Annotated in this window: 11 protein-coding genes and 2 tRNA genes; 9 read left to right on the forward strand and 4 right to left on the reverse strand. The window is 49.9% G+C overall.

Translation table 11 applies throughout. The features are described 5' to 3' along the window. The first annotated feature begins 127 nt into the window (after positions 1-127). Positions 128-200, forward strand: a tRNA-Lys gene (locus tag NYE25_RS30445). A gap of 215 nt (positions 201-415) precedes the next feature. Here the strand turns inward: NYE25_RS30445 and NYE25_RS30450 are convergent. From NYE25_RS30450 to NYE25_RS30460, 3 genes are all read right to left on the reverse strand, one after another. Continuing rightward, on the reverse strand, positions 416-481 hold the full coding sequence (locus NYE25_RS30450) for a putative holin-like toxin (protein WP_341147811.1): 66 nt from the start codon (positions 479-481) through the stop codon (positions 416-418). Between the two features lie 77 nt (positions 482-558). Then, positions 559-726, reverse strand: coding sequence for a hypothetical protein (locus NYE25_RS30455; protein WP_341147614.1), 168 nt, complete (start codon positions 724-726; stop codon positions 559-561). Between the two features lie 183 nt (positions 727-909). Further along, positions 910-1,680, reverse strand: coding sequence for a hypothetical protein (locus NYE25_RS30460; protein ID WP_341147615.1), 771 nt, complete (start codon positions 1,678-1,680; stop codon positions 910-912). A gap of 592 nt (positions 1,681-2,272) precedes the next feature. On the opposite strand from NYE25_RS30460, the gene NYE25_RS30465 reads away from it, so the two are divergent. Both NYE25_RS30465 and NYE25_RS30470 read left to right on the forward strand, forming a co-directional pair. Continuing rightward, on the forward strand, positions 2,273-6,577 hold the full coding sequence (locus tag NYE25_RS30465; protein WP_341147616.1) for an S-layer homology domain-containing protein: 4,305 nt from the start codon (positions 2,273-2,275) through the stop codon (positions 6,575-6,577). Positions 6,578-6,606: 29 nt separating this feature from the next. Then, complete coding sequence (locus NYE25_RS30470; protein ID WP_341147617.1) at positions 6,607-10,740, forward strand: DUF4855 domain-containing protein; 4,134 nt, start codon at positions 6,607-6,609, stop codon at positions 10,738-10,740. Positions 10,741-10,756: 16 nt separating this feature from the next. Here NYE25_RS30470 and NYE25_RS31385 read toward each other — a convergent pair whose 3' ends face one another. Next, positions 10,757-11,098 carry a hypothetical protein gene (locus tag NYE25_RS31385; protein ID WP_445667193.1) on the reverse strand — a complete coding sequence of 114 codons (342 nt, stop codon included), beginning with the start codon at positions 11,096-11,098 and terminating at the stop codon, positions 10,757-10,759. A 57-nt stretch (positions 11,099-11,155) separates the two neighbouring features. Here NYE25_RS31385 and NYE25_RS30475 point away from each other — a divergent pair. From NYE25_RS30475 to NYE25_RS30500, 6 genes are all read left to right on the forward strand, one after another. After that, positions 11,156-11,228 (forward strand) — tRNA-Lys (locus tag NYE25_RS30475). Between the two features lie 407 nt (positions 11,229-11,635). After that, the gene (locus NYE25_RS30480) at positions 11,636-13,417 is read left to right on the forward strand and encodes a sensor histidine kinase (RefSeq protein ID WP_341147618.1); all 1,782 of its coding nucleotides are present in this window, start codon (positions 11,636-11,638) and stop codon (positions 13,415-13,417) included. Positions 13,418-13,453: 36 nt separating this feature from the next. Next, positions 13,454-14,998: a response regulator transcription factor gene (locus tag NYE25_RS30485; protein ID WP_341147619.1), complete on the forward strand. Its 1,545-nt coding sequence runs from the start codon at positions 13,454-13,456 to the stop codon at positions 14,996-14,998. 105 nt (positions 14,999-15,103) lie between these two features. Next, positions 15,104-16,435: an extracellular solute-binding protein gene (locus NYE25_RS30490; protein ID WP_149644696.1), complete on the forward strand. Its 1,332-nt coding sequence runs from the start codon at positions 15,104-15,106 to the stop codon at positions 16,433-16,435. A gap of 32 nt (positions 16,436-16,467) precedes the next feature. Further along, on the forward strand, positions 16,468-17,340 hold the full coding sequence (locus NYE25_RS30495; protein ID WP_149644697.1) for a carbohydrate ABC transporter permease: 873 nt from the start codon (positions 16,468-16,470) through the stop codon (positions 17,338-17,340). A gap of 56 nt (positions 17,341-17,396) precedes the next feature. After that, on the forward strand, positions 17,397-18,257 hold the full coding sequence (locus NYE25_RS30500) for a carbohydrate ABC transporter permease (RefSeq protein WP_341147812.1): 861 nt from the start codon (positions 17,397-17,399) through the stop codon (positions 18,255-18,257). The last annotated feature ends 24 nt before the right edge of the window (positions 18,258-18,281 follow it).

The raw sequence follows: 18,281 nt of genomic DNA on the forward strand, positions 1-18,281 counted from the left end.
GTAGGAAATGCTTGCATAATAAGGATTCTTCTTGCATTAGCATTCTAAAACCTAGACCATCTCTATCGCTGGCAGCGATGAGGTCAGGGGTTCGATCCCCCTTGGCTCCACCAAAACTTTATATCATGGACTCTTAGCTCAGTTGGTAGAGCAGTAGACTCTTAATCTATTTGTCCAGGGTTCGAGCCCCTGAGAGTCCATCCTAAAGAAACGGCAGAAATGCCGTTTTTTTGTTGTTTGGAGAGTGGAGTCACTTTTTTTGGTTTAGATCGTGGTATAGTTTGGGTAGATAAAACGTACAATGCAAAGAGAGCCGTGCGTCAACACGACTCTCGGTGCAATAGCCGCTTTTAAGGGCGGCGGCTTTCAGATGTTCAGTCAGAAAATAGACCGTTTTCCTTTTCGATAGGGCGGTCTATTTCTTTTTGAGGTAATTTAGCAAAGCAATAACGAACATTCCGAACATGAACATCAGTGACAACGCTTAATAAACCTCCATGGCCTCACCTCCCTTCGGGGAGATTAGCGATCTTTGAGTCTATTAGGGTTTACCGAGATTCAGTAGAACTGACGCCATTCGCCACCGTCTACTTTTCTACGTACCTCGGTCAAACATTTCAACCAATGAAATAAATCGTTCAGCAAATCTTTAATCTGATCCGTCATGGACAGCTTGGTAGCGCCAGCGAAGATCTCCGTTGATCTGGACGAATCGAATTTGTACACTGTGAAAGACTCCGCCCGGTCTTTCCCTTCAAAATCCTGATCATAACGTTGGACAATGGCTGTGATTGCTTGTTGTTCGCTTTCTGTTAGGACATATTCCCTCGTGCATGTGTAATAAATAGAAACACTGATAAGTCATTCCCCCCAAACATAGAAATGGATGCAATATCCAGTTACTGTTCATTACCCTCCAAAAGTCGAAAGCAAACTAGGCCAAACCTGCATTCTGGCGCCGCATGAAGGACAATTCATTTCCCCGGCCAAATACGGCAATTGGTTCAAAAAAGAGGAATCGCCCAGCTGATGAGCTCGCTCTGCCAGTATTTGATGTTCCGCTTCAACGAATGCCTCAACGGGAGTAACCTCATGTGCCGCCTGAAGGGGTTCGAATACCGGATCTTCCGCGAATGCTTGTATACGACCGCCTTCTCCGCTCGGCCACAAGTAAGCCTCTTGATCGCATGCTCCGCAAACGGCCACATATTCGTCGCCAGCCGAAAAATTCAGAAACATGTTTGCCACGCTCTGGGATTCCCGATAAGCCGCGTCGGCAATGAGAACATATCTTTTTTCGGTATCGCTGCTTATTTCTTGTTTGGCGTAGGCCAACATCTCTGGAACCAGCGAAGCAAGCTCCGCTATCGCTTTTAAGTAAGATTGGTACATCTCCGCGCAAACCTCGTCTCCCGCTTCAGCAGCGAGTTCGTTCCAATCCGAGTGATACGGCTCAGATCTTGTTTTGTCATGACACGACTCGATAATCCCGCAAGTGATGTAGATTTCATGGCGCACTTCCATATTTTTTGATGCGAGAGCAAGTTTGGCCAGATAAGGTATTGCCGCGTAAGTGACGGTATAGATCGTATTTTGGTGATATAAGTGCTCCTGGAATAGCTCGTCGAAAACTTCTTTATCGAAATCAAGCATCAGACGCTCCAACAGTTCAGGTACCATTTCGCCCGACTCGTAAGGACCGGTTAGCTTGCCCCACAGTTCGCTGTTTAATTGTAACAAGAGGAATCACTCCCATCCCTATTCAAGTGGATACATTTTCTATATTATCCTATAAGATCGGCGGGTCCTGAATAGGGCAACGGATATACTCCCCCTCGAGAATAGGGCTTAAAGCCTAGGACGATTCCCCTTAATTTCACATCAAATGCCAAGATTTGTTCATGGGTCTAGTCGTTTTAGACTCCCGTGACGGGTAGACGGAGAATGTGCAGGGCGTAGCGCCCCCTAGGCTCTATTTCCATAACATGAAGAAAAGCCAATTCTACTGAAATGGCTTTTTTTCTTTTTCACTACTCTTCGAAAGGATCACGATTTTGTACTATTAATTAGCATGAGATATGACAGAAATGTTGGCATGCTTGATTCACCTTAGAAGGCCGAATGTCCACATTTGTATATGTATTGTAAAGACAAGTATATCGATGAAACGAATGCCCCTACTTATAATAAAATTGCTGCAGCAGTTGAGCATGGAGGGTCATACGGTAAGCTGGAGTAAAATTCGAGCTAATAAACAACGGGGGGGATCTTAGTGCGTTTACGGTATAGGAATATTTTTTTAGTGTTTTTTGTTACCGCTTTCATTTTAGTTGCCGTTTCATCGGAGAAGTCCGACGCCGCAACAGGTAATCTGGCTTTAGGAAAGACGGCTTATTCGTCGTCGAACGAAGTAGACTTTTTCGGGCCTGAGAAAGCGGTCGACGGTGGCAATCGGGATGCAAGCCGCTGGTCTTCGGAAAGAACGGATGACCAGTGGTTCTACGTTGATCTGGGCGAGCCTGTAGAAATTGGAAGAGTAATCATCAACTGGCAGACTCCGGCGGAACAATATCAAGTTCTTGTGTCTGACGATGCGGTAACCTGGAGGAACGTATTCGCGGACAACCGCGTGCTCGTCGCCCGCGGACCAGTCGAGGATACGATCGATTTTGAGCCGACACTGGCGCAATACGTTAAGTTCCAAGGAGTAACGCGACGTCCAATTGAGGATATCTATTACGGATACTCCTTCTGGGAATTCGAGGTATACAAGGGCAAACCGCTGTTGCCGCCTATGATGGATGCGGTCAAAAACAGCATCGTCGTCTCCGAGGGAGACACTCAGCTGAACCTGCCCGCTGTACCGGATGGTTATACGCTGACACTGGTGAACACGGACAGCTTGCCGGTGATCGACGAGCAGGGCAATATTCATGCGCCGCTTGTGGATACTCAGGTTCAGCTGCTGCTGCAAATCGAGAGCGACAGCGATCCGACATATCTGTTAGCGGATAATGCGCTAGTCACCGTACCTGGTCTTTACGAGCAGACGAGCGATCGGAACCCGGAGCCGCGAGTCATTCCTTCTTTGCGTGAGTGGCTGGGCACAACCGGCGAGTTCCGCTTGACGGATAAATCCAATATCGTCATTCGCGCGGAGGATGAAGCGGCTCTGCAGGGGACGGCCAATATTTTGCGGAAGGACTTGCTTGAATTAACGAAGCTTCCGCTGACGGTTACGGTTGGTTCACCTCAAGAGGGGGACATCTATTTGGTGCTGGATGCCGCGCAAACGGGATTGGGGACAGAGGGCTATGAGCTGAATATCGGCGAATATACTTCCGTCGCTGGCTCCGATCAGACGGGCGTCATGTTCGGCACAAAAACGATCCTTCAACTGCTCGGCCACGATGCCGATCATAAGACGATGCCCAAGGGGCAATCGCGCGATTATCCGAAATACGCGGATCGCGGCTTCATGCTCGATGTGGGCCGCAAGTTTTATACGATCGAATTTTTGCGGGATTATGTGAAGTTGATGTCCTACTATAAGATGAACCGGTTCCAGATTCATCTGAACGATGATGTCGGCGATTTCGGTTACTTCCGTCTGGAGAGCGAGAAATTCCCGGGAGTGACGAGCAAGGACGGCTTCTATACGAAGCAGCAATTCAGAGACCTGCAGCTGCTTGGGATGGAATACGGCGTAAACGTCGTGCCGGAAATCGATACACCGGGCCATTCCGGCGCGTTCATCGCTTACGACCCTAGGTTGGGCAGCAACAATCAGCTGGATATCAATCGTCCGGAGACGCTCGACTTCATTAAAGAACTCTTTGACGAGTATCTTGACGGCAGCAATCCGACCTTCGTCGGCCCGGACGTGCACGTCGGCACGGATGAATATTTCGGTGACGACAAGGAGGCGTTCCGCAGGTACGCGGATATGCTCCTTAACCACATTAACAGCAAAGGCAAGCGCGCTCGTCTGTGGGGCAGTCTGTCCGCATATGACGGCACGACGCCAGTCAGCAACAATGCGACGATGGACATCTGGTATGAGCCGTACGGAAGTGTCCTGCAGGCCATTGAGCTTGGCTACGACGTTGTCAATACCAACACGAACTTGCTTTATATCGTTCCGCAACTGTACCGCAGCTATTTGAATTACGATTTTATTTACAATGAGTGGGAGCCTAATGATTGGCTGGAGACGAAGCTTCCTTATGGGCACCCGCAGGTAAAAGGCGGCATGTTCGCGCTCTGGAACGACGTGTCCGTAGAGAAGGGCGTCTCCATGGCGGACTCGCATCAGCGTATCTTGCCTTCCATGCAAGTACTAGCGGAGAAGCTGTGGAGAGGCAACCGCGTCGACCGGAACTTTGCAAGCTTCCAGGCGGACGCCGCAAAGTATGTGGACCCGCCAGGAGTTCATCAGTCGCACAAGCTTCAAGTCGACAATGAGCGCAATATCGTGCTCGATTATACTTTCGACGAGGGCTTCGCGGATCGTTCGGGCAACGGCTTTGATGGCAACGCGGTAAATGCAGGCGCGGAGAAGGGAATCTTCGGGCAAGCAGTAAGGCTCAAAGGGGGAGCAAGCTACGTGGAAACGCCGCTTCGCACGCTCGGTTTCGGATGGACGATGTCCATGTGGATCAAACCGGACGCTGACAACCCGCAAGGAGCTGTGCTGCTGGAATCTCCGGATGGACAGCTGAAATATAACATCGGGGGCAGCGGCAAACTGGCCATCACGAAAGAAAATTACGTCAGCGAATTCAATTATAAGCTGCCGACCGACCGCTGGACCCATGTCATAATGATCGGCGACGACACGGGGACCTCCATCTTCATTAACGGCAGTGAGTATACGGCTACTCTCAAAGACGGCTCCAAGTTGGAAACGTTCGTATTGCCAGTAGCCAAAATAGGCAGTGAAACGAATGCTTTTAAAGGCTTGATTGACGAACTCATCGTAAGGAACACCTACGTGGACCTACATGGAAATCTGGCTTTGCATAAGCAAGCCGAATCCTCGCTGCCGGAATCCTCGTCCTACACGGCGGACAAAGCGGTGGACGGCAGAGGGGACACCAGATGGTCCAGCGATTGGGTGGACGATACCTGGTTCATGGTGGATCTGGGTGAAATGAAGAACATTGATGCTGTATCTATTTTGTGGCAAACGGCTTACGGCTCGAAGTACCGCATTCTCGTGTCCGAGGACAAGGAGAACTGGACGAATGTCGTGAAAGACAACAACGGCGAGATTAACGGCAAGCCGGGACGCGTCGTGACTACCTTCCAAAGCACGCCGGCCAGATACGTGAAGTTCGAAGGCGTGTCCAGAGCTACAATGTTCGGCTATTCCTTTGAGGAATTTGAAGTGTACGGAGAGGAATATAAGCTCGGCAATCTACGGCCGATTATTGACCTGTTGACGGCTATTGAGGCCAACAAGCTCGTTGAGGACAATTACTCTCCTGAGGGCTGGGCACAGCTTCAACAGGCGATGGTACAAGCGACTGCGGCGATTCAAAACGCCCAGCTGACTCGTCCTGAGGCCGAGCAGGCGTATGCCGGGCTGAGCGTTGCGCGCGATCGTCTAACGATCGAAGACGTAATGGGTCTGATCGAGCTTAATGTGAATGAAAGCATTGCCGCGAATCTCTATCTACCGCAGAAAGGACAGCTCGGCACGCGTATCGTCTGGAGCAGCTCGAAGCCCGACTATCTGAATGCCAACGGACAATTGTTGCAACGTCCGTCAGGCAGCGACATGGAGGTCGTGCTGACCGCGACGATCAGCAAGGGAGATGCATCCGCGAAAAAAACGTTCAAGATCAAAATCAAAGCGTTGCCTAGCTCTGGTGGCGGAGGATGGGTTCCGACTCCAATAACTCCAGATCCGGAAGGAGGCCAAAACGGCGGTTCGAATCCGGGAGGCGGAGATCCAGGCAATGGCAATGAGAACGGCAACGGCAATGGCGGGGAGTCTGGCGGATCGACAACGGTTCGACTGAACGATATTGCGAGCCATTGGGCAGAAGCGTTCATCAAACGGGCCGTCGAGCTTGGATTCGTAGCGGGCTATACCGACGAGACGTTCAAGCCGAATAAGACGGTCAGCAGGGACGAATTCGTCGTCATGTTGGTCAAAGCGTTGAAGCTGAAAGGTACGAACAGTTCGCTGGACTTCGCGGACGCAAGCTCAATTCATGCTTGGGCGAATCCTTATATTGCGCAAGCCTTGGAATCCGGCCTGATCAGCGGCTATGTGGATGGGACCTTCCGTCCGAAGGCTTCGATTAGCCGAGCAGAACTGGCAGCGATGATTGTTCGCAGCTTGGGCCTGAAGACTTCGGAAGGGCATGAGCTCTCTTATGCGGACGCGGATCAAATCCCGGATTGGGCGAAGCCATATGTGGCAGCAGCCCAGGAGGCGGGAGTAATGAACGGTCGCGGGGACAACAGGTTTGCCCCGGCCGCCTCGGCGACGCGTGCTGAAGCTGTGGTCGTCATTCTGAACATGCTCGATGCGCTTGCAGAATTGCAAGCGCAGGAGCAGAACTAATTATGTATAGAAAGAGAGCGTGAGCTTAAGTGAAAACTAGACGAAGTTTGACTGCTTTGCTGCTTGTCCCGGTCATGCTATTCTCGTTGATATCCTCCGTGTATGCGGAGGAGCCGGGCGGAGAGAGTGCCAGCTTTTATAATTTGGTTCAAGGGAAAACGTACACATGGTTGGATCAGCCGGAGGACACTTTCCCGGATGACGGGACGAAGCTGACGGACGGCAATGCCGTAGACACATCCCGTGACAGCGGCAACTGGGTGGGCCACCGCTACAAGAAATCCCGTTCGGTTGTGTTTGATCTAGGCGAGCAAAAAACGATCAAGGACGTGAGCGCGCGTTTCTTGCAAGATTGGCCGAACAACGAAACGCTTGTACCGCTCACCGTTTCATTCTACGCGTCTGACGATGGGGTGAACTGGGGCGTATTGTCTCATAATGCGACTAAATTGTTATGGGGCGATCAGACCAACACCGAGACGTATAAATGGGACGGCAGCCCAGAGACCGGAGTCGTCAAGCGTGGCGATTATACCGAAGGATTGGTTTACGCTCAGTATGTGAAAGTGGTGTTCTCCGTGCATCCGAGGGCGTGGACTATGATCGACGAGGTGACGATAACTGGCGCGGACGGCTTGATCGACGGAGCCCAGCCAGTGCAGCCCGAACCTTATGGTCTCCAGCAACCTGGGGAGGCTACTGGCGGGATTGAAAATTTGGGCTTGCTGTATAACGGGCATTACCCGGATGGTACAGGAACCTGGACGAAGGAACGGGTTATCCCTAATATCAGCTATGTGAACAAGCAGGGAGAGCCTGTCGATTGGCTGTTCGACGGCGTGCTGTATCTGGGTTTGACGTCGGAAAACGGCAGAGGCTTCGGCGCGGTTGAAGCGGCCGGCAAAGCCAGAAGAGTGGAATGGGAATGGTATTTGAATAAAACGTTTAACACCGGCGGCGATATGAGCGCGCTGAACGAGGCGACGGCCGAGGTAGGTGCGAAGCTTGGCGAGCCTGACCGTAAGACGAAGGTTGTTATGATGATACCCGATCCGGGCGAATATCAGTCCGATTTTGGCAGCATTAACGATGAAAATCTGGACTTCAACCTAAGTGTGGTCGGTAATGACGTATCGCTGAACAACCGGGCCAAAGCGATTCAGTGGTGGACCGATGAAGTGCAAGCAAGATGGGCGGCTGCGGGCTACTCGAATCTGGAGCTCGTCGGCATGTATTGGCTGGAGGAACAAATAAGCACGCATTCGACTGGCCCGGAGATGGTCAAGAAAGCGAGCGACATCGTTCATAACGCAGACCTGAAGATGTTCTGGATCCCTCATTCTTTGGCTTATAAGAAATTCATGTGGAAGGATGTCGGCATCGATGCCGTATCTCTGCAGCCGAACTATTTCTTCGAGAAAATGGAGTTCTCGCGTCTGGAAGATACAGCGGATATGGCGAAACGGTACGGCATGTCGCTGGAGCTGGAGTTCGATGACCGGATGATAAATGACGCCGTCTTCCGCGAGCGGTTCATCGATTACTTGAACAGCGGCGTGGATACAGGGCTAATGCAGCAAGGGTATAGAGCGTATTATCAAGGCAACAACGCCATTTTCAGCGCGGCGAAAAGCGAGGATCCTGCTATCCGCGTCCTCTACGATTGGCTGTACCAATTCGTGAAGGGCACTTATCAGAAGCAAGACGCCGCTGCGCCTGATGTTGTAGCGCTCATGAACGGGGAGCCGATCTCGGAGCATACGATTGTGCCTGAAACGACACAGGCCGCCTTCACCTGGGCCATTCCGGGAGATGATGACAGCGGTATCGTCAAAGTAACGGCCAAGTATGACGGCAAACCTTATACGCAAGGAACTATAGTAGATCTGACGGGCAAGCCGGGCAAGCATGTGCTGGAGCTGACGGTGGCGGCTGCCAAATCCAAGACGGTTAAGTTCGTAATAGAAGCTCGTTTGGGCGCTGAAGGTCTATTGGCTCTTGTTGATAAATACGCGGACAACAAGCAGCTTAGCAATGCCGATACGGTACGCGCTATGCGCAACGCTCTGATTATGATGGAGCGTACGCAAGAGAGCGATCCTGAGGAAGCCATAGGCTATTTGCTGGCATTCAATGCGAAGCTGGAAGGGGCTAAAGGCCTTGAATTTGTAACGGAAGGCGCTTATACGACCCTGAAGGAAGGCGTGTATTACGAGATTGGCAGCATCGCACAAGACAAAGAAGCAGAGGCATCCTCGACGGAAGCCGCAGGTCTAGAGCCTTCTAAGGCGCTGGATGGCGCACCGGGTACGCGCTGGGCGAGCGAAGTGCGCGATACGGCTTGGTTCCAGATCGATCTGGACAGCAAGCAAACCTTCGATACGGTCCGCATCGATTGGGAATATGCGCGCGCGGACCAATACCGTCTGAGCGTCTCGGATGATAAGCAGACGTGGGAGCCCTTGAAAGTCGGCAACAATGGCATGGTTAAAGCGTCCGACGGCAAGAATACGCTGGTATTCCCGGCAACGACGGCGAGATACATCAAGTTTGAGGGACTGAATCGGGCTACGTTCTACGGTTATTCCTTCTATGAATTCGGCGTGTACAATCTTTCCCAGCGGCAAGAGCTGAAGACATTGGACGGAATACAAGCCGACGTGGACGCCTCCACGAAGAAAGTTACGATCAATGGGTTAGTCATGAACGGCAAGAAAGAACATTTGTATGTCAAAGTGCTTGACCCAAAAGGCAACATTCAATATACCGGCCAGACGGGCACTGAGGATGACGGAAGCTTCCGCATCGCCTTTACGTTGACCGGAGAAGAGCAAGGACTGTATACGGTCGAGCTTGAAACGGATGACATGACGACTCCAGCGCAGGCCGCCTTCGAATATCGCAAGCCGCCTTCCACTGGCGGAGGCAATGGGGGCAGCATTGGAGGCGGTTCGGCGCAAGATCCGTATACGTTGCAAACGTACGGTTCAGTCAAAGCCGTGCTTGTCCCGACATTGAAAGGCAATCAGGCTGTGGCTTCGGTCGGAGCAGCGGATCTGAATGCCGCGATTCTCAAGGCAACAGCCGACAGCAACGGCAACAAGCATATTCGTCTTGAATTGAAGCTGTCGAACGCGGCTGGCAGCTATGCTTTGGAGCTTCCCGCAGCTAATCTGACGAACCAGTCTAATCTGATTCTGCATATCTCCACGCCGTATGCCCAGCTTGCTTTGACTGGCGACATGCTGGCTGGAGTCAAGGAGAATGCCGGAAAGCTGCTCGTTATCGTAAGCGACCATGCAGGCGAGTATCGCGGCAACGAAGCGGCTGGCCGGATCGGCAACAGGCCAATCGTTGAAGTTGCATTGCAACTGGACGGTGAAGCTCTGTCTTGGAACAATGCGAAGGTACCGATTTCCATTGCGATTCCGTATTCACTTCAAGCGGGCGAGCAAGCTGCTGATCTGCAAGCTTTCGAGCTGACGGGCGACAGCGCGGCGGCAATTGATGGCACGTCTTATGACAAAGACAAGGGCGTACTGCGATTCTCCATCGACCAAGTCGGCGTCTATGCTGTCGGCGGCAAGAAACCAGTTGCGTTCACTGACCTTGGCAAGCATGAATGGGCGCGCGAGGCGATAGAGAAGCTGGCCGAAAGAGGTATCGTCAAAGGCACTTCGATCGAAAATGGCACTTTCAGCCCCTTAAATCAAGTAACGCGAGCTGATTTTATCCTTATGCTGGTGAACATGCTTGACCTGCGCGCCGAGATTACCTCGACGTTCACCGATGTGAAACCGAATGATTATTACTACGATGCGGTGTCCATCGTCAAGCAATTGGGAATAGTTTCGGGAGTGAACGAAGTTAACTTTGCTCCTCGTGACTCAATCAGCCGCCAGGACGCTATGGTTATGCTAACCCGAGCGCTTCAAACGACGGGGGCAATCAAGCCGTCCGCATCCGGTTCAACACTTGAGGGCTTCCGTGATGCGAGCCAGATTGCGCCATATGCTGCGGACAGCGTGGCAACTCTGTTCGAGTATGGGCTGGTTACGGGCTCGGGCGGCTATATGAAGCCGAAGAGTACGACCAGCAGAGCGGAAGCGGCGACGTTCTTGTATCGCGTTCTTCAATTAATCGAGGGGCAGCAGCAGGAGTAGACGCGGGAACAATTGATTAAAGCACATTCCGATTAGTGCGGCAACGCGACCGGAATGTGCTTTTTCGAAGATACAGAATAAAACTTCCTGAATGGACAGATGAAGCCGGTAAGCCGTCCCGCGCTTCCTCGGGTGTCCTGATGCGCCGTCCGCGACGAATGGTAACGCACAGCGCTTCGCTCATCCACCGGAGGAGCTCCAGGTCGGGGCCTTCGGACCGAGGGCCATGCGGGGTATAGCCGGATAACGTTGTCCCGACGAAATCCATAGAATGGATTGCAAGTTGTTTTTTTTGGAAAATTTTTGATTGCCTCGGGGTGTCTTTGGTAGTGAAACCAACAACGGCGGGAGAGCGCATCGCTGGCAGCGATGAGGTCAGGGATTCGATCCCCCTTGGCCCCACCAAACATCATATGTACTCTTAGCTCAGCTGGTAAAGCAGTAGATTCTTAATCTATTTGTCCAGGGTTCGAGCCCCTGAGAGTCCATCCTAAAGAAACGGCAGAAATGCCGTTTTTTTGTTGTGTGGAAAATGAATGGATTATTAATTGATTTCAATCATGGCATACTTTGGGTAGAAAAAACGCTCAATGCAAGCAGAGCCGTGTGGTAACACGACTGCCGGTGCAATAGCCGCTTTTCGAAGGATCAAACAGGAAATAGACCGTATTCCTTTGCGAAAGGGCGGTCTATTTTTTTGTGCTGAGGTAAGATCCGGTGCTCTCTCCCGGTACATCGACGACCTCAAGACCAGGCAATGCTTCATCAAGTCAACAATAGACTCTAGTCGGTACGAGCGACTTAGGTTATTATGAAAGCGCAAACAAGTTTTCTGGAAGTCTTGAAAGCTACAATTTAGCTACAGAGCACAAAGGTAATCTGAACGGAGGATACGATGGAAAACTGGTTAGGTAAATCGTTAAAGCAGAAGCTGAGCTTGTTGATTATTATTTCGGTATTGGTACCGGTGTTGTCTCTGGGACTGTTCTCTTATTATATTGCTGAAAGCTTAACGGAGGAGAAAGCGAAAAGCTCCGGTATGAACACGCTTCGGCAAATTGGTGCCTATTTGGAAAATATGGTGAGCGATGTCGAGAATCTATCACTATTCCTCATCGGCCACCCTGATGTCCAAAGCTATTTGAAAACACCGGAACACGATTTGTTAAAGCAAACCTCGATCGTTAATTTACTTACAACATTATCGATTTCCAAACCATATATCGCCAATGTCATGATCGAATCCAATGAAGATAATAAGCCATCTGTTTCCTTCAGATCCGTCCTCGAATCAGAATGGACCGATATTCAAAGCGAGTATCCCGGTTATTATGAGGAATATCCTAAATGGTGGTCTCCGGTGCATCACTTCGTTACGTCGGACGGCAAAGAGGATGTCATTACGATGTCGCGGCCGATTCGCAGCACATCCAAATATTACAGCATCGGCATGCTTAAAATTAGCTTGACACAATCGGTTATCTCTAGCCATTTAAAGCAAGCTGGACTAGAGGGTGAAGGCGTCGCCCTGCTGTTGGACGGACAAAATCGGATATTGGCTGGGCCAGAAGGGTATTCGACTAACAAGAACTTGAACGATTATTTTCCCGGAATAGTTGATTTCAAGAGCAAGTCGGGTTCGTTCGATTACGGAGAAGCGGAGGAGCGGAGTACAGTACTGTACTACCAGATGCCGAATGTTAACTGGAGGCTCGTAGGCATCATTCCGGCAAAAGCTTACAGAGCGCAGAACCAGTATTTCTTAACGTTAACTGCAATTGCAGTCAGCATTTCGATGCTCTTTGTCATCGCGTTCGTACTTGTACTTATTCAAAAGGTGACGAAACCGTTGTCTGCATTAACTAAGTTTCTTAGGAATTCCAGCCCAGACGAACCGCTGCCGACGCTGCCCGTCACATCGATCGATGAGGTTGGACAACTGATTATTAGCTATAATCGGATGAGCTCGCGAATTATTAATCTAACCGATGAGGTGAAGTTGAGCGAAGCGTTGAAGAAGGAAGCGGATATGTCGGCGCTTCAAGCGCAGATCAATCCGCATTTTCTATACAATACGTTATCGTCAGTCCACTGGATGGCACTAATGAAGGGAGACGAAAAAATTGCAGATATGGTCGGCTCATTGAGTGATTTTCTTCGTTTCAGCTTAAATAAAGGACAGGAATATTGTGCAATCAGCCAAGAAATTTTGCATGTAGATCATTATGTGAAGATCCAGTCCATTCGATATCCAGATAAATTTGATTACGAGGCGAATATTCCGGCGGAGCTGCTCGATATGAGAATGCTGAAGCTGCTGCTCCAGCCGCTAATTGAAAATGCGATGATTCATGGCATTTTGAAAAGAGAGGGTAAAGGAAGCATTATCGTTAAAGCGGTGTCAGCGGGAGAGCGTATTACGTTTATTGTTCAGGATGACGGTGTCGGCATGAGCAGGGAAAGATTGGAGCTGCTGAGGGAGAAGATAAGCGCAAACTTGGGCATTGATCCGCTGAAGAATAATGACTCGGCAGGTAGCAGCTACGGATTGCGCAACGTGCATAATCGGCTGCAGCTTCATTATGGGCATGAAGCCGGTTTGCGGATCGAAAGCGTAGAAGGAAGCGGCACTAAAGTTAGTTTTACCATTATACCGATCCAATCAGAAATCAAATAGGCTACAACCTTTGTGGGAAGGAAGGAGAATCTGTACATGAAGCTGTTAATTGTAGATGACGAAGTCATTATTAGGACCGGCCTTAGCACGGTTATTAAATGGGAAGAGAATGGCATTGAGTTGCTCGCGCCGGCTGCTTCCGCGGAGGAAGCGCTGATGCGCATTCCGATAGAGTGTCCTGACATCATTCTAACCGATATTCGGATGACGGGAATGACGGGATTGGAATTGTCTCGCGAGGTTAAGCGGAATTTTCCTTACATTGAAATTGTTATATTGTCTGGATTCGATGATTTTGCATATGCACAGCAAGCGATGCGGGAAGGAATAAGTGATTATTTGCTTAAAAATAGCCGTCCTGGCGATATCATGACTGCGGTTATGCGCGTGAAGCAGCGTATCGTCAGCAGACGGGAGGCCGTGCTTCAAGAAGCCATCCATCAAACGGCGTTCCGTTGGAAGCAACTAGATCGGTTTCTTCGCGGGGACAATCTCCTGACGGAGCGTGAAAGTGAGGAACTGTTGATCTATTATCCTGAGCTGAGGCTCGGATCGGATATGGAGAAGCTAGAGTTATGGCTAGTTACATCTGCGTCTCCACTGACAATGAAGGAGGAGACGGAAAGTGAAATGAATGAGGCGGCTGCGATGATTAGGAATTCACTTGGCTGCGTCATTCTGGATTGGGAATATGGATGGCTGCTTATTTTCCGCAGGGGGCAGCCGGGCGCGAAGCGATTGGTTAAGGCGTCGATGGAGCGGGCGGAGCGCGTTTATAACCAGCCTTTTTTTGCCGCATGCGGTGTATGGGCCAGCAACGTGGTAGAACTGAGGGAGTCACTTCGCACCGCCGAACATACCGCCTCGTACCGCTGGTTGGCAGAGGAAGCAAGAATGCTGGCCTATGAGGATATTAAAGATCGGAAAGGAATGCAGACCGTTTGTACGGAAGAAGTGGAGAGTAAGCTAACCGCCGTTCTGAGAAGCGGGAGCCGAGAGGTCGTAAAACAGTGGATTAAAGGTGAACTGGCGAGCATTAGACAGGATGCGGAAGCGACGCCTTGTTCCGTTCAAGCGTATTTGCATTCCTTGATTGTTGGAGGGTACCGCTGGCTAGAGCGTGCAGCAGCGTCCGTTGGTCAATCGATGCCGAAGCTTCCACAGCTTGAACAGTTGGACATAAAGCTGCTTACTGCGAACCCAGAAGAAACTTTGCAGCAGATGCTGCTTGCGATCCATGCGCAGTATGAACGATTAAACGGCAGCAGGAATGAAGCCATTGACCGAACTGTAGCCTATATACGCGAGCATCTTGCAGACAGCTTGTCTTTGGCGCAAGTAGCGGCAAGCGTACATATGAATCCGAACTATTTTAGCAAGCTGTTTAAACAGGAAACAGGTAAAAACTATATTGAGTATGTAACGGAAGCGAGAATGGAATGGGCTAGCCGTTTGTTGAAGGAAACGCCGGCGAAGGTGAGCGAGATCGCTAAGCGGGTAGGCTACGAGGATATGAAGCATTTTAACCAGCTATTTAAGCGTTACAGTGGCGAAACTCCTTCGCAATACCGTTCAAGATGAATCGACGAAGGTGAAAATACCCCCCGTATGGGCTTAATTTTCCCCCCTACGACTTCTCGTCTGTCTTATCTATACTAGGGTTATTACTAAAGGGGGAATATTTGAATGAAGAAGAGACTTGCGTTTGTAACGACAATTATCTTGATGATTGCCCTTTTGGCAACCGCTTGCAACAACAGCGGAAAAAAGGAGCAGAGCAATGAAGACAACAAAAGCTCTGGAGAAAAAACGAAAATATCAATATGGCATAACTTCGCGGGTGACGACCTGCGTGCCAAAGCGGTTAGAGACCTGATTGACAAGTATAAAGAGGAGCATCCAGACGTTGAGGTAGACGCGCAAGCGATCCCGGTTGACGGTTATCGTCAACGCCTAAGCACGGTGGCTGCGGCAAATGAAATGCCAGATGTATTTTTCGTATATGCGGGCAGCCAATCCCAAGAGTTCTATGATGCCGGTAAGCTTCAACCGATTACAGAGTTGATGGATAAATACCCAGAATGGAAGAACAGTTTCTTGGCAGGTGCATTCGACCGCTATGAGTTTGAAAAAGGACAAATTTTCACAGCGCCGCTCGGTATGTCCGCAACTTCGTTCATGTATTATAACAAAGATCTTTTCGAGAAGCATAGTGTAAAAGTGCCGACTACTTGGGAAGAGATGATGACTGCAATTAAAACATTCAACGACAACGGCATTACTCCGATTGCCCTCGGCAATAAAGCGCCATGGGTTGCACAATCGACGATTATCGGTTCGTTGGCTGACCGCGTGACGGGCACGGAATGGTTCTTGAAAGCTGCAGCTCAAGATGGAGCGTCTTTTACAGATCCTGTGTTCATTGATGCTTTGGGCAAGTACAAAGAGCTCGTTGACAATAAAGCGTTTCAAGATGGCGCAAATAGCATCGACAACACGCAAGCAGAGCAATACTTCATTCAAGGCAAGGCAGCTATGATGATTAACGGCGCTTGGTCGCTTACGAATCTTGCAGCATCCGCAACTCCTGAGCAGTTGGCACCTATCGAAGTCACAACAATGCCTGGCATAGAAGGTGGAGCAGGCAAACCGAATACGATTTCCGGTGGCGCAGGCGCTGGCTTTGCGCTTAACAAAAATACAAAAGGCGCACAGAAGCAGGCAGCACTTGATCTGATCTACGCAGTAAGCGGACCGGATGGCCAAAAGGCGATCGCAGAAAGCAACTCAATGGTTATGTACAAAGTAGAACTGGATAAGTCGAAAGTAAGCCCGCTATACTTCAAAGCTTATGAATTGGCTGTGAATTCTGAAATTACGCCGGTATATGACGCCTATTTATCTGCTGAAGCAGGCGAAGTGATCAACAACGGTCTTCAAGAGCTTATGATGGGCGGTAAGCCGGAGGATGTAGCTAAAAAACTGCAGGATGCGCAAGCGCGTTCGACTAAAAAGTAATCAGACAAAAGTACGTAAAGGAGGCTGTCGCCATGCCTGCATCATTGCGCAGCAGAAGCTTCGTCATCATGGCGCTGCTTCCTGCACTACTCATCTTTATCATCTTTGCGATCGTCCCGATTTTTTGGTCAGCTTACTACGGGTTCTTTGAGTGGAAGGGACTCGGTGCTGCTAAGCTTATCGGGTTGGATAATTATCGAATGATACTAGAGGATCCAGTATTCTGGAGAGCACTGAAAAACAACCTGATCCTTGTTGTCTCGGCAGTAATAGGTCAAGTATCGGTCGCATTGCTGCTTTCATTGTTCTTGCTCAAGAACACGATGTTCAATCGGTTGATGCGCTCCGCCGTATTTCTCCCGATGGTGCTGTCTACAGTCGTCGTCGGTCTCATCTGGGGCTATATTTATCACCCGCAAATCGGTTTGCTGAATCAATTATTGGAGACGCTGGGACTGGAATCTTGGCGCCGACCTTGGCTAGACGATCCTAAAATCAATATGTTTGCCGTATCGATCCCGATTAACTGGGCGAATATCGGCCCGTATCTTATCATTTTCATCGCTGCACTCCAAAATATCTCTTCAGAAATTGAAGATGCTGCGAAGATCGACGGGGCGGTAGCCTGGAGAAAGCTATTTTTCGTGACGCTCCCGATGATTTGGGGAACAGTTGTTGTAACCATCGTACTGTGCATATCTGGAAGTTTGAAGGCATTCGACCATGTTATCGTCATGACGCGCGGCGGTCCTGCACAATCGACAGAATTGCTCGCCACATATATGTACAATAACACCTTTACGGTATACCGTTACGGCTACGGCTCTGCGGTATCCACAATGATTATTCTGATTAGCGCCGTGCTCATTGGCCTAAATCATATCATCACGAAGAGACGCGGCTAATGGGCGGTCGGCTAATGTTAGCCCGGCCGATGAAGGAGTGAATCGCTATGCAAGCAATGATAGACGCTCGGTCGGAGAAGATGAGAGGCTCGCTGTGGCGTAAGCCGATTTCCGGAATTGCGAAAATCATCCTGTTATTTTATGCCATAATTACATTGTATCCGCTATACTGGTTAGGAATAAGTGCATTCAAGTCAAATCAGGAATTTTTCAATCGTCCCTATTCCTGGCCGCAGCAATGGCAGTTCGACAATATAACCCGGGCATGGGATCTCGGAAATATGGGCCGGGCGGTGCTCAACTCCACAATTGTTACTCTCTCAGCACTGCTGCTGACCATTGTGCTCGGTATGCTTGCAGCTTATGTACTTGCTCGGTTCCCATTCAAGTTGAGTGGCGTTATAAAAGGATTGTTCTTGCTAGGCATGCTCATTCCAATTCATAGCACACTCGTTCCATTGTTTATTTTCATGAACAAGCTCGGGATGCTGAATACGTACTGGTCACTCATCCTACCGTATACGGCATTTGAATTACCAATTGCGATCTTCCTTGGAATGTCCTACATCGTATCTATTCCGAGAGAAGTAGAGGAAGCGGCGATGATCGACGGCAACGGCTGGTGGGGAATCTTTGGACGCATCATTTTCCCATTGTCCCTGCCGATCGTCGCTACGATTACAATTCTTGCATTTTTGAGATTTTGGAATGATTTCTCCTTCGCGCTCGTCTTTATTAATTCTCAAGCGTTGAAGACGCTGCCCCTCAGCTTGTCGCTCTTCTCCGATGGATTCGGAACGGACTACAGCTTAACGATGGGCGCGATGTTTATTGCTGCAATACCAACCATTCTCATCTTTTTGGTCTTCCAAGAGCAAATTATGAAAGGCATGGTAGCAGGCTCGGTCAAAGGTTAACACCCTTGATCGAGTTTTTGGTGT

Source organism: Paenibacillus sp. FSL E2-8871, from assembly GCF_038000345.1.
In the GTDB taxonomy this organism is placed as follows: Bacteria; Bacillota; Bacilli; order Paenibacillales; family Paenibacillaceae; genus Paenibacillus_AQ.